Here is a 12,264-nt window from a genome sequence, read left to right on the forward strand (position 1 = left end):
CGTTCAGCCCTCCAGCTCCCCTGTCCCGGGTTCCCGGCGCTTCGTCCGCCGGACCACACAGTGCGGGCAGGCCTGCGCCACCCGCAGCACCGGCCTGATCCGGGACGGCGCGGACGGACCCCGCCGTACCGCCCGGCACCCCTGTCTTTCCTCCATGACGCCAACCTCTCCCCTCGGCGATTCCGTTGCCAGGTTTGACGCCGAGGGTCCCGGCACGGTTCCCGTGCATCCCGATCACGATTTGGCCAGGTACTCCAGGCGTTCGGAATCGACGGCGGCGTGCATCATCGCCGCCAGCCCGGGATGCCGGGTCAGCCCGGGATCCTGCTCCACCACAGCGCGGGCCAATTCCTGGGCGGCGGTGATGACCTCGAGATCGTCGAGCAGCGATAGCAGGCGCAACGACCGGGTGGTTCCCGACTGCGCCGCACCGAGCACATCGCCCTCGCGCCGCTGCCGCAGATCGAGGACCGAGAGTTCGAATCCGTCGGTGGTGGCAGCGACGGCCTCCAGCCTGGCCATCGCCGGACCTCCGGGCGCGGCATCGGTGATCAGCAGGCACAACCCGGGATGCGCTCCGCGCCCGATCCGGCCGCGGAGCTGATGCAGCTGGCTCACGCCGAACCGGTCGGCGTCCACGATCACCATCACGGTCGCGTTCGGCACGTCCACGCCCACCTCGACCACCGTCGTACAGACCAGCACGTCGATATCGCCGGCATTGAAGTCGCGCATCACCTGGTCTTTCTCATCCGTCGGCAGCCGTCCGTGCAGCAGCCCGATCCGCAGTCGCGCGAGCGGTCCGGTGCGCAGGCGGTCGAAGACGTCCACCACGGCCTGGGTGGACGGGGCCTCCTTCTCCGGGGCTTTCTTGCCCCGCGCCCCGGAACCGTCCTCGTCGTCACCGATCCGCGAGCACACGACATAGGCCTGCCGGCCCGCGCCGACCTCCTCGGTGATCCGCTCCCAGGCCCGGTCCACCCAGTTGGGATGCATCCGGCGCGGTACCACCTTCGACTGGATCGGCGAACGCCCGCGGGGCAGCTGAGTGAGCGTGGAGGTCTCCAGGTCGCCCAGGGTGGTCATGGCGATGGTGCGCGGAATCGGGGTCGCGGTCATCACCAGCAGATGCGGGGAGAAACCCGATTTCGCCTTGGCCCGCAGCGCGTCGCGCTGCTCCACCCCGAACCGGTGCTGTTCGTCCACCACCACCAGGCCCAGATCGAAGAATTCGACCGCGTCCTGGATCAAGGCGTGGGTACCGATCACGATGCCCGCGTCCCCGGTCACCGCGGCGAGGAGGGCGGCTCGTTTCGTCGCGGCCGGCATGGAACCGGTCACCAGCGTCACCCGGGTGGCGGTATCGGCCGCGCCCAGCTCCCCCGCCTGCCCGAGATCGCCCAGCATCGCGCACAGCGACCGATAGTGCTGGGCCGCGAGCACCTCGGTGGGCGCGAGCAGCGCGCACTGCTGACCCGCATCGATCACCTGCAGCATGGCGTGCAGCGCGACGATGGTCTTACCCGAGCCCACCTCGCCCTGCAGCAACCGGTGCATTGGTTGCTCCCGGGACAGATCCGCCGAGATCTCGCCGATGACCCCGCGCTGTCCCTCGGTGAGTTCGAACGGCAACCGCTCCTCGAAGGCGGCGACGATTCCGTCCCCGCGCAGCGGACAGGCCCGGGCGGTGCGGCCCGCCACCTCGTGCCGCCGTTCGGCGAGGACCAGTTGCAGTGCCAGTGCCTCGTCGAAACGCAGCCGTTCCCGGGCGCGTTCGATATCGGAGGTGCTTTCGGGCAGGTGGATCAGGCGCAGCGCATCGCCCACCGGCATCAGTTCCCGTTCGTCGCGCACCTCGGCGGGCAACGGATCGGCGAGCGGGTCGAGCTGGTCGAGAACCTGCCGGACACAGGCCAAAATCTCCCAGCTCTGCACCTTCGCCGTCGCCGGATAGACCGGGATGAACTCACGATCGAAGAAGGACATGTCCACCCCGCCCGCGCCCTTCGCACTCTGCGCGATCCCGCGCAGGTCACCCCCGCCGCGCACGGTGGTCAGGGTCGACGCCTCGTCATCGGCCTCCGGCAGGATCAGATATCCCGGATGGCTGAGATTCCACTGACCGGGCCGCCAGTAGTTGACCGTGCCCGACATCATCGCCCGGACACCCGGGCGGACAGCGTATTTCACCTTGTCACCGTTGAAGAACGTGACATCCACGCCGCGCCCGCCGCCGGTATCGAGCACCACCTTCAGCAGCGACCCGCGCCGCTGCCGCATCGGCCGCAGATCCGCCTTGGTGACCCGGCCGATCACGGTGATGTGCGCCCCGTCCTCCGGCGCCTCCTCGGTGAGCGGCTGCCCCTGGGTGGCGTAGCGCAGTGGGTAGTGACGCAGCAGATCTTCCACGGTGTCCATATCGAACGCGTCCGCCAGCGTTGCGGCGGCCTTCGCGCCGAGCAGATGGTCGAGCCGGTCGCTCAGTGTCGCCATCGCGCTACTCCTGTCCCCACGGCCCGCGGCGGCGGGTCCGGCGGATACTCATTCCACACCGATCTGTATCAGATCGCCCTGCTGGCCTCCGGCATACACCGTGACCTCCACACCGGGGAATTCAGCACCGATATGCCCCGCGAGGTCGCCGGCGAGCCCGTCCGGCGCGTCCGCACCGACCAGCAGGGTCACCAGTTCGCCGCCCAGCCCGAGCATCCGGTCCAGCAGGGTCTGTCCCGCGGCCCGGGTATCCCGGTCGATCACCACCACATCGTGGCCCACCAGGCCGAGCCCGTCGCCGGGCGCGCACGTCCCGACCATGGTGAGCGCCCGTCCGCGGGCGCGGCGCAACGCACCCCAGCGGGTGCTCGCGGCCGCCTCGGACATGGTGAAGGCATCGTCCACGGCGATCCGGGCACGATCGTGCACCGCCAGGGCCGCGAGGCCCTGCACCAGGCTGGCGCTCGGCAGCAGCAGCACGTCCCGGTGCGCATCGCGCGCCGCCGCGCCGACCGCCACCAGCTCGTGGGCCGGTAGCGCACCATTGGGAAGTACCAGCACTTCCCGATGCGGGAGCTGCCGGATGGCGGCGAGCAGTACCGCCGATTCCAGCGTCTGCTCGGCGTTCAGCACCACCGCACCCCCCGCCTCGAAGAGTGCCGCGGCGCCGGCACCGGACGCGACGGCCAGTACTCCCCGATCGGCGGGTTCACCGAGGCGTCCGCTGATCCGCCGGGCGGCCCGGTCGTGCACCTGCCTGCTGTTCGCAGCTTCGCGCACCTCTGTGACCACGGCGCCATCGGCGCGCGGGCCGCCGTGCCCGGCGGTCCCGCCGTCCCCGTGTTCGGAGTCCTCGATCAGGTGCTCGATCCGGATTGCGACCGGGCGGCCCACGGCGAGCCCGGCCTCCACCGCCGCACCCGCGTCCGCGCAGTGCACATGTGCCGACCAGCCGCCGGCGCCGTCGGCGGCCACCACCACCGAATCCCCCAGGGCGGCGAGCCGGGAACGCAGTTCGGCGGCGAGATCGGCGCGAGCCCCGTCGATCCGGTACATCACCTCGTAGCGCTGCGCCGATTCGGGCCGGGCCGACGGCATGCGGAGCTCGGCGGCCCGATACTCGGCCCGCACGGGGGTTTCGCCGGTCACCACGGTGACCAGCCCGTCCAGCAGTACCAGCAACCCGCGCGCACCGGCGTCCACCACCCCGGCGTCGCGCAGCACCGCCAACTGGTCGCGGGTGTCCGCCAGCGCCCGCGCCGCCGCGTCGGCGCCGGCCCGCACCACCGCCGCCAGCCCGGGCTCGGTGCAGCGGTGCGCCGCGGCCCCCGCCCGGTCGAGAACCGTGAGAATGGTGCCCTCCACCGGATCGCTCAGGCTCCCCCGGACCAGTGCGGCCGCCCGCGCCAATGCGGCCCGATAGGTCTGTTCGGTCAACCCGGTGTCCACCGTCGCGTCCGCGATACCCCGCAGTACCTGGGACACGATGATGCCGGAGTTACCCCGGGCCCCGGCGGTCGCGCCCCGGGCCAGTGCCGCGGCCACCGGATGAGCGGCCGACCGGCCCCGCTCCCCGTCGGTGCCCGACGGCAGGCGCTGCGCTTCCGCGACGGCGGCGCGCATGGTCGCCAGGAGGTTGGTCCCGGTATCGGAATCCGGTACCGGAAAGACATTGAGCGCATCGATCTCCGCGCGCCGCTGTTCGAGCGCGGCCACACTGAGATGGCCCCAGGCCAGAAGTTCGGCCCCGCCCAGCCCGCCATCCGCGGATCCGGTGGCCGGCGAACCCTCGCCGCGCACCTGCCGGGTTTCGGGCACCGTCACCTCGTTCCTCGTCGTCGCATAAGTCGAACGCCAGGTTAGCGGCCGCTCCCGACACCGCGACCCGGGACGGGCCGCGTATAAGGCGCCGCGCGTGGGTTCGCCGGGTAAGCTCCGGATTGATGGATCAACCCCGGTTTGGTGGATCGCAGCGGGTCGGGCTACCCTTGCGGGGTTGCCTGGCGCGGCCGTTATCGGTCGGCGCTGTCCGATGGTCATCGAATCCGCCGATGCTCGTCGGCGGGCATGACGACATTGATCAGGATCGACCGCTGTACCGGTGGCAGGTCCCCCATGATGACATGAAGGAGTTCGCGACTATGGCTGCCGTCTGCGACGTCTGCGCCAAAGGCCCCGGCTTCGGTAAATCGGTCTCGCATTCGCACCGGCGCACCAACCGTCGCTGGAACCCGAATATCCAGACCGTGCGGGCGCAGGTCGCCCCGGGTAACACCCGCCGGATGAACGTATGCACCTCCTGCCTGAAGGCGGGCAAGGTGGTCCGCGGCTGAGCACCGGGCAACCCGGTTTCACCCGCAACCCTCAGTTCTGTCGACGACCTCGTCCCGGCTCCGTGTAGGACCGGGGCGAGGTCGTATCGGTATCCGATCCGAGGAGCACCAGACGACCGAGCATCCGACCGGCAAGGCCCCGGATGCCGCGCCCGGGCCCTGGAACCTCGTGCCCGTCGAGCCCGCACACGCCCGGGCCTTGGCGGAGTGCAATATCGCCTGCTGGCGTGAGGCCTACCGAGGTCTTGTCCCCGACCACGTCCTGGACGCCTTCGATGTCGATCGCCGCGCCGCGAACTTGGAGCGGATCGCCCGGAACCATTCCGGGCAGCTCCTGGTCGCCGAGGCGGGCACCGAGATCGCCGGATTCACCCAGTACGGCCCGCCCCGCGACGAACCCGCGGTCGCCGAACGCGAACTGCAGGCCATGTACGTCCGCGCCCGGTGGTATGGCACCGGGCTCGCGCACGCGTTGATCCGCGCGGTGCTCGAACCGGACCGATCGTGTTCGCTGTGGGTTTTCGAACGCAATCCGCGGGCCCGCGCTTTCTACACCAAATACGGATTCGTGCCGGACGGCACCGCCCGGGCCGAACGCTTCGCCATGGCCACCGAGATCCGGATGGTACGTAGGTAGCGATATCGTCCGGTCCGCCCGCTCGGTAGTGTCGCGGCCATGAGCACCGAAGCCGAGTACGTCCGCATCGAGGACGGCGTCCTGGAGATCACCCTGTCCACTGCGGCCAAGGGCACCTCCCTGGATTTCGCCGGAGTCACCGCGGGAACCACCGCCCTGAACGAATCCGGATCCGATGTGGGCGCGGTGCTACTCGTCGGTGCGGGGCCGAACTTCTGCGCCGGTGGTGATGTGCGCGATTTCGCGGCGGCGCAGGACCGTTCCGCACACCTGTACCAGCTCGCCGACACCCTGCACGTTTTCGTCCGGGCGCTGGACAGCGCCCCGGTTCCGGTCGTCGCCGCGGTGCACGGCTGGGCGGCGGGCGCCGGAATGAGCCTGGTCTGTGCGGCCGATATCGCGATCGGTGGCCCGGGCACCCGGATTCGTCCCGCGTATCCGGGGGTCGGATTGAGCCCCGACGGCGGTATGTCGTGGACGCTGCCCCGGCTGGTAGGTGCGGCCAAAGCCCGCGAGATCCTGCTGACCGACGCCGTACTCGACGCTGCGGAGGCCCAGCGCCTCGGGATTCTGGCGCGTATCGCCGACAGCGACGAGGCGGTCCGCGACGACGCCCGCGAACTGGCTCGCACCCTGGCGCGCGGACCGCGCGCGAGCTACGCCTCGATCCGGACACTGCTCGGCCGGTCGGCCACCGCGACCCTCGGCGAGCAGCTGGACGCCGAACGCGATGCGATAGGAGCGGCCGCGGGCAGTCCGACCGGCCGCGAAGGTGTGGACGCGTTCCTCGCCAAGCGCGCCCCGGACTATTCCGGGCTGAGCTGACCGTCCCCGGCCCGGCGGCGCGGGACCGCGTCGCGCCGCCCGCGGCCGGTCCCGGTCAGCGAGACCGTGTGACGAATGTCGCGACCGCCTCGGTGAACGCGTCGTTGTCGTCGCCGGCGGCGGTATGGGCGGCATTGCCGATCTCGACCAGCTCGGCGTGTGGCACCAGCTCCAGGAATTCCGCGGCGCCCGCGGCGCTCACCACATCCGATTGCAATCCCCGCACCAGCAGCACCGGAATATCGAGTGCCCGTGCCGCGCCCTCGAGTGTGCGGGCCATCTCGTCGGGGTCGGCGGCTTTGTCGCCGAGAATGCCCGGATCCCAGTGCCAGTACCAGCGGCCGTCGCGTTTACGCAGGTTACGCAGTAGTCCCGCAGTGGATTTGGGCCGGGGCCGGTGTGGAAGATAGTCGGCCACGGCATCTGCGGCCTCGTCGAGGGTGGCGAATCCGTCGGGGTTCCTGCTCAGGAAGGTGAGCACGCGATTGACGCCTTCGGGCTCGGGCCGGGTGACGATATCCACCAGGACCAACGCGCCGATCGCGTCGCCGCCCGGGGCCGCCGTGGCCAGCAGCCCGGTGATCCCGCCCATACTGGCGCCGACCACCGCCACGGGTCCACCGCCCAGTTGTTCCAGAACCGCGAGTACATCCCCGACCATGGCCTCGTAGCGGTAGTCACGATCGAGTGCCCATTGGCTGTCACCGTGGCCGCGCGCGTCCAGCGTCACCGCCCGGATCCCCGCCGCGCCGAGCTGCGCCCCGGTTTGTTTCCAGGAATGCCGGGTCTGACCGCCGCCGTGCAGGAAGAGCACGGCCGGGCCGTCCGACGGGCCGTACTGGTCCGCAACTAGCTCGATCCCGCCCCCGCCGCGTAACCGCAGCCGGACGGGATCGAGCAGATTGTTCGCATTACTCACGATTTTCAGCATCGCAAATAAGCGGGCGTTACGCCGTACGAACGGACGAATCAGCAGTCCAGGTCCATGGCGCTCAGGGTCCGCTGGAAGAGGCAGGCGCCCTTGGCGTTCACCGAGGCCGAGATCGTGGACGAGCCGGTCGAGGTGAAATCCTCGGCGATCGGGGCCGCGGGCTCGGTCGCCGGACTCATCGGTTCCAGAGTCAGCGGGGCCGCTCCGGCCGTCGCTCCGGCCGCCCCCGTCAGGGCGGCGCCCAACGCGAGCGAGGCAGTGATGCCGCGCAGTTTCATGGTGTGCTCCTCAATCTTGTTTCTCGTTCGACGCCCGCTCAGGGCAGGCGCCAGTCCACCGGCTCGGCGCCGAGTTCGTCCAGCAGTTCGTTGACCCGGGAGAACGGACGCGAGCCGAAAAACCCACGCGACGCCGACAGCGGTGACGGGTGCGCGGATTCGATACTGGGCACTTCCGCGGCGGCCAGCGCCGGCTTCAGCGAGGCAGCGTCCCGCCCCCACAGCACGGCCACCAGCGGTTCGTCGCGCGCCACCAGCGCGCTGATCGCCTGCTCGGTGACCTTCTCCCAGCCTTTGCCGCGGTGAGAGGCCGGTTTGCCGGGAGTCACCGTCAGAACCCGGTTCAGCATCAGCACACCCTGGCGTGACCAGGGGCTCAGGTCGCCGCAACTCGGCGTCGGATGGCCCAGGTCCTTGGTGTATTCGGCGAAGATGTTGGCCAGGCTGCGGGGTACCGGCGAAACATCGGGCGCCACCGAGAAGCTCAGTCCCATCGGGTGGCCCGGAGTCGGGTAGGGGTCCTGGCCGACGATCAGCACCCGGACATTTTCGAACGGCTCCTGGAAAGCACGCAGCACATTCTCTCCGGCGGGGAGATACCCGCGGCCCGCGGCGTTCTCGGCACGCAGGAATTCGCCCATCTCCGCAATACGGTCGGCGACCGGATCCAGTGCCTTCGCCCAGCCCGGATCGATGATTTCCACGAGTGGTTTCGTGCTCATGACCGCACAACCTATCGTGAGTGGCCGACATTCGCCGAGTCCGTCCCGGAGAACGCTTCCCAGCCCTGCCGGCCGCGGTAGCGCGCACCGTCCACGGTCACCCCGTGACCGGCCTCGATATCGCCGATGACGGTCCATCCGGGGGGCGGCGGTGAACCGGCCGGCCAAACCCCGGCGAACACATGATCCTCGCCTCCGGTCAGAATCCATTGCCGCGCATCGGCTTCCAGTAAACCGGCGCATTCCGCGAGCTCGGTATCGCGGAATGCCGCCGAACGCACATCGATCGCGACTCCCGAGGATTCGGCCAGGTGCCCGATATCGGCGAGCAGCCCGTCGGAGATATCGGTGAGCGCCACCGGCGGGTGTGCGCCGGTCACGGCGGCACGGACGAGGTCGTAGGCGGGTCGCGGGGCACGGTGCGCGGCGACAGCCGTGGCCGCGCCCGCACCGGACTCCGGTGAGTGCCCGCCCGCGAGTAGGGCGTAACCGGCCGCCGACCAGCCCGGCCGTCCGGCGATCGCGAGGAGCCCGCCGGGCCGCGCACCGGATCGGGTCACCGGTTCTTCGCCCAACGGGTCACCGAAGGCCGTCACCGAAATCACCACCTGCGGGCTGCGCACGATATCCCCACCGGCGATCGAGCCCCCCGCCCGTGCCGCCTCCGCCCAGAACCCGTCCGCGAGTCCGGTCACGAAATCCACCGGGGTCCGTTCCGGTACCCCGAGGCCCACCACGTAGCCGACGGGTTCGGCGCCCATCGCATAGATATCGGCGGCGTTCTGGGCGATCGCCTTACGGCCTATGTCCTCGGCCGTCGACCAGTCCAGCCGGAAATGCCGGTCCTCGATCAACATATCCGTGCTCACCACATAGCGCCCGCGCGCCGCCGCCAGCACCGCCGCGTCGTCACCGGGGCCCAGCTGCACGGCGGGCCCCTGTTCCCGGCCCGCGTTGATCCGGGCGATGAGGGCGAATTCGCCCACCTCGCGCACCGTCGGTCCTGTACTGATCGTGGGCCCTTCCTCACTCGCTGCTGCCACCGGCGGCGTCGGCCGCCGCCTCGCCGGCCCGACAACGGGGCCGTGTGTCCACCGGCGGAACACCGCCTGCCGTACCCCGGACACCGCGGATCCCCGATCCCGCGCGCCCGGCCGATACTCCGGCGCTCCCCGCACGACGGTACCCTGTGCCCGGTGACCAGGCGCGGCGGCCGGGACCCCCGGCATGCGCCCCGCCCACCGCGTACGCGCTGACGAAAGGATCGCCGAGGATGCCGGGGACATCGCCGGACGAGGACACCGATACCCCGGACAACGGCGGCGAGCGCACCGGGTATTCGCCCGCGCTCATCGCGACCGCGGTCGCGCTGCCGATCGCCCTGCTGATCGGTGTGGTGGTGGCGGCGTTCATCGCCGCGCGCACGCCGGTCGAACGCGAACCGCTGGCGCTGGGTCCGGTTCCGGCGCCCGCGGCCGACGGTCCCGCCTGCGCCACCCTGCTGCCCGCACTGCCCGCCGACCTCGGCGAGTACACCCGCGCCACCCTCGTCGAACCGGTGCCGCCGGCGACGACGGCCTGGCAGCTGCCCGACGGCGGCGAACCGATCGTGCTGCGCTGCGGACTCGACCGCCCCCTGGAGTTCAACCGGGCGTCCCCGTTACAGGTGGTCAACGACGTACAGTGGTTCGAAATCCGCGACGACGCGGCCGCCACGGCCACCTGGTTCGCGGTGGACCGCGAAACCTATCTCGCCCTCACAGTTCCCGACGGGTCCGGCCCGACACCCCTGCAGGCGGTATCGGATACCGTCACCGCGCAACTGCCGGCCCACCCGATCGACCCGGGCGAACTGCCGAACTGAGCGTGGTCAGCGCAGCCCGGTACCGCGGGCGAGGGCCGTTTCCACGAGTGTGGTCAGCAATTTTCCGTAACCGACCCCGGTCTCGTCCCACATCCGCGGATACATCGAGATCGGCGTGAACCCGGGCATGGTGTTGATCTCGTTGATCACCGGGCCGTCCTCGGTGACGAAGAAGTCGACGCGGGCCAAGCCCTGGCAGTCCAGCGCACGGAAGGCGCGCACCGCGATCTCGCGGACCTGGTCGGACACCTCGTCGTCGAGTTTGGCCGGAACGTCGAATTCACAGACGTCATCCAGATATTTGGTGTCGAAATCGTAGAAGGCGGGACCGGGTTTCTCCCCGGCGTCGGCATCGGCAAGATCCTCGGGCATCTTGATCTCGGCGAGCACACTGGCTTCCACCCGGCCGTCCGGAAATTCCAGCACCCCGCATTCGACCTCGCGGCCCACGACGCCCGCTTCCACGATCACCTTCGGGTCGTGGGCGCGCGCGGCGGCGATCGCGGCATCGAGATCGGCCCACTCGGTGACCTTGGTGATCCCGATCGAGGAACCGCCGCGCGCGGGTTTCACGAACACCGGCAATCCCAGCCGCTGCCGCTCCGCGGGGGTGACGGTGGCGGTGCCCGGTCGCAACACCACCTGCACACCGACCGGCAGGCCATCGGCGGCGAGCAGTTTCTTGGTGAACTCCTTGTCCATACCGGCCGCACTCGCCAGCACCCCGGGTCCCACGTAGGGGATACCGGCCATTTCGAGCATGCCCTGCACGGTGCCGTCCTCGCCGAACGCGCCGTGCAGTACCGGGAACACCACATCGATGGCTTCGAGCACGGTGTGCGGATCGTCCAGCGCGACCAGTGTCCCGGCCCGGCTCGGGTCCGCGGCCAGCATCAGTTCCCGGCCGCCGCCGGTGACCGAGGGCAGGGTCCGGTCGTGCCGGCCGAGTTCGGCGGCGTCACCGCCGGCCAGCACCCAGGTGCCCTCCGGGGTGATCCCGATCGGCACCGCGTCGAAACGTGCCGGATCGAGGTTCCGCAGCACAGCACCGGCCGACACACACGACACCGTGTGCTCGTTGCTGCGTCCGCCGAAGACTACGGCCACCCTGATCCGGTTCATGACCGAACCGTACCCTGCCGGGGCCTCCCCCAACCGTGCCGCACCACCGGTGTGGCTATTCGGGTTTTATCTGCCTGCCCAGCAGCTTCTCCAATGCCGTCTGCACCGCCAGTCCTTCGTGGCACACCTGGTGCACAGCCTCGGTGAGTGGCATCTCCACATTCTTCGCCGCGGCCAGTGCGCGCACCGATGTGCACGATTTCACCCCTTCGGCGACCTGGCCGTGCGTCGCCTCCTGCGCGGCCTGCATGGACCCGCCGCTGCCGAGAACCTGCCCGAACGAGCGGTTCCGGGACAGCGGCGAGGTACAGGTCGCGATGAGGTCCCCGACTCCGGCCAGCCCGGCCAGGGTTACCGGTTCGGCGCCCAGTGCCACACCGAGCCGGATGATCTCGGCCAGCCCCCGGGTCATCAGCCCGGCGAGGGAGTTGTCGCCGAAACCCATGCCCGAGGCGATCCCGCAGGCCAGAGCGATGACATTCTTGCAGGCACCGCCGAGTTCGCAGCCGATCACATCGGTGTTGGTGTAGGGCCGGAAGTAACCGGTCACGCAGGCGCGCTGCACCGCGGCCGCTCGTTCGGCATCGGCACAGCCGATCACCGTGGCCGCCGGCTGCCCGGCGGCGATCTCCTTGGCCAGGTTGGGCCCGGACAGCACCGCGATCCGGTCCGGCGCGGCACCGCTGACCTCGGCGATCACCTCGCTCATCCGCAGTAGAGTGCCGTTCTCGATTCCTTTGGCCAGACTCAGCAGCGTGGCGTCGGGGCCGATGGCCGGTGCCCAGACCTTCAGATTCGCGCGCAGGGATTGCGACGGCACCGCGAGGACCACGATTTCGGCGTCGTCGAGTGCCCGCGCGTAGTCGTCGGTCGCCGCGACGGGCGGCAACTGCACTCCCGGCAGGTAATAGGGGTTGCGGTGGTCGGTGGCAAGCGCCTCGGCGACTTCGGGCCGGCGGGCCCAGATGGTCACCTCGGTTCCCGCCTCGGCCAACACCTTCCCGAATGCCGTGCCCCACGATCCCGCACCCAGTACCGCCGCCCTCGTCATCAGCCCAA

The 12,264-nt window shown here is 70.2% G+C and carries 12 protein-coding genes; 4 read left to right on the top strand and 8 right to left on the bottom strand.

What is annotated here, in order from left to right; translation table 11 throughout:
* Nucleotides 1-234: 234 nt before the first annotated feature.
* Nucleotides 235-2,493 (bottom strand): ATP-dependent DNA helicase RecG, encoded by a 2,259-nt coding sequence (gene recG / locus AB0H42_RS07535; RefSeq protein ID WP_357051283.1) that lies wholly within the window; start codon nt 2,491-2,493, stop codon nt 235-237.
* Between the two features lie 48 nt (nt 2,494-2,541).
* Nucleotides 2,542-4,317: a DAK2 domain-containing protein gene (locus tag AB0H42_RS07540; protein WP_357051285.1), complete on the bottom strand. Its 1,776-nt coding sequence runs from the start codon at nt 4,315-4,317 to the stop codon at nt 2,542-2,544.
* A gap of 317 nt (nt 4,318-4,634) precedes the next feature.
* Here AB0H42_RS07540 and rpmB point away from each other — a divergent pair, with 317 nt between their 5' ends.
* From rpmB to AB0H42_RS07555, 3 genes are all read left to right on the top strand, one after another.
* On the top strand, nt 4,635-4,826 hold the full coding sequence (gene rpmB, locus AB0H42_RS07545) for a 50S ribosomal protein L28 (RefSeq protein WP_011210730.1): 192 nt from the start codon (nt 4,635-4,637) through the stop codon (nt 4,824-4,826).
* Between the two features lie 169 nt (nt 4,827-4,995).
* Nucleotides 4,996-5,463: a GNAT family N-acetyltransferase gene (locus tag AB0H42_RS07550; protein ID WP_357051288.1), complete on the top strand. Its 468-nt coding sequence runs from the start codon at nt 4,996-4,998 to the stop codon at nt 5,461-5,463.
* Between the two features lie 39 nt (nt 5,464-5,502).
* Entirely contained in the window at nt 5,503-6,288 is a 786-nt protein-coding gene (locus AB0H42_RS07555) for an enoyl-CoA hydratase-related protein (RefSeq protein WP_357051291.1), read from the top strand.
* 55 nt (nt 6,289-6,343) lie between these two features.
* On the opposite strand, the gene AB0H42_RS07560 is transcribed toward AB0H42_RS07555, so the two are convergent.
* The 4 genes from AB0H42_RS07560 to AB0H42_RS07575 are packed head-to-tail and all read right to left on the bottom strand — an operon-like array spanning nt 6,344 to nt 9,262.
* A complete protein-coding gene (locus AB0H42_RS07560) occupies nt 6,344-7,207 on the bottom strand; it encodes an alpha/beta hydrolase (RefSeq protein WP_357051294.1) in 864 nt (287 codons plus the stop codon).
* A gap of 50 nt (nt 7,208-7,257) precedes the next feature.
* Nucleotides 7,258-7,497 (bottom strand): hypothetical protein, encoded by a 240-nt coding sequence (locus AB0H42_RS07565; RefSeq protein WP_030521824.1) that lies wholly within the window; start codon nt 7,495-7,497, stop codon nt 7,258-7,260.
* A 38-nt stretch (nt 7,498-7,535) separates the two neighbouring features.
* On the bottom strand, nt 7,536-8,219 hold the full coding sequence (locus AB0H42_RS07570) for a uracil-DNA glycosylase (RefSeq protein WP_357051297.1): 684 nt from the start codon (nt 8,217-8,219) through the stop codon (nt 7,536-7,538).
* Between the two features lie 11 nt (nt 8,220-8,230).
* Nucleotides 8,231-9,262 carry a thiamine-phosphate kinase gene (locus AB0H42_RS07575; RefSeq protein WP_357051300.1) on the bottom strand — a complete coding sequence of 344 codons (1,032 nt, stop codon included), beginning with the start codon at nt 9,260-9,262 and terminating at the stop codon, nt 8,231-8,233.
* Between the two features lie 230 nt (nt 9,263-9,492).
* Here AB0H42_RS07575 and AB0H42_RS07580 point away from each other — a divergent pair, with 230 nt between their 5' ends.
* Entirely contained in the window at nt 9,493-10,083 is a 591-nt protein-coding gene (locus tag AB0H42_RS07580; protein ID WP_357051303.1) for a DUF3515 domain-containing protein, read from the top strand.
* Between the two features lie 6 nt (nt 10,084-10,089).
* On the opposite strand, the gene AB0H42_RS07585 is transcribed toward AB0H42_RS07580, so the two are convergent.
* Together AB0H42_RS07585 and AB0H42_RS07590 are read right to left on the bottom strand one after the other, a co-directional pair.
* The gene (locus tag AB0H42_RS07585) at nt 10,090-11,205 is read right to left on the bottom strand and encodes a D-alanine--D-alanine ligase family protein (RefSeq protein ID WP_357051306.1); all 1,116 of its coding nucleotides are present in this window, start codon (nt 11,203-11,205) and stop codon (nt 10,090-10,092) included.
* A 55-nt stretch (nt 11,206-11,260) separates the two neighbouring features.
* Complete coding sequence (locus tag AB0H42_RS07590; protein ID WP_357051309.1) at nt 11,261-12,256, bottom strand: NAD(P)H-dependent glycerol-3-phosphate dehydrogenase; 996 nt, start codon at nt 12,254-12,256, stop codon at nt 11,261-11,263.
* Between the last annotated feature and the right edge of the window lie 8 nt (nt 12,257-12,264).

The sequence above is a fragment of the Nocardia sp. NPDC050799 genome (genome assembly GCF_040654015.1).
Taxonomy (GTDB): Bacteria; Actinomycetota; Actinomycetes; order Mycobacteriales; family Mycobacteriaceae; genus Nocardia.

Bases quoted from the DNA above. Each gene is read 5' to 3' on its own strand.
- recG (WP_357051283.1), bottom strand. From the start codon at position 2,493: ATGGCGACACTGAGCGACCGGCTCGACCATCTGCTCGGCGCGAAGGCC.
- rpmB (WP_011210730.1), top strand. From the start codon at position 4,635: ATGGCTGCCGTCTGCGACGTCTGCGCCAAAGGCCCCGGCTTCGGTAAA.
- AB0H42_RS07555 (WP_357051291.1), top strand. From the start codon at position 5,503: ATGAGCACCGAAGCCGAGTACGTCCGCATCGAGGACGGCGTCCTGGAG.
- AB0H42_RS07565 (WP_030521824.1), bottom strand. From the start codon at position 7,497: ATGAAACTGCGCGGCATCACTGCCTCGCTCGCGTTGGGCGCCGCCCTG.
- AB0H42_RS07570 (WP_357051297.1), bottom strand. From the start codon at position 8,219: ATGAGCACGAAACCACTCGTGGAAATCATCGATCCGGGCTGGGCGAAG.
- AB0H42_RS07580 (WP_357051303.1), top strand. From the start codon at position 9,493: ATGCCGGGGACATCGCCGGACGAGGACACCGATACCCCGGACAACGGC.
- AB0H42_RS07585 (WP_357051306.1), bottom strand. From the start codon at position 11,205: ATGAACCGGATCAGGGTGGCCGTAGTCTTCGGCGGACGCAGCAACGAG.
- AB0H42_RS07590 (WP_357051309.1), bottom strand. From the start codon at position 12,256: ATGACGAGGGCGGCGGTACTGGGTGCGGGATCGTGGGGCACGGCATTC.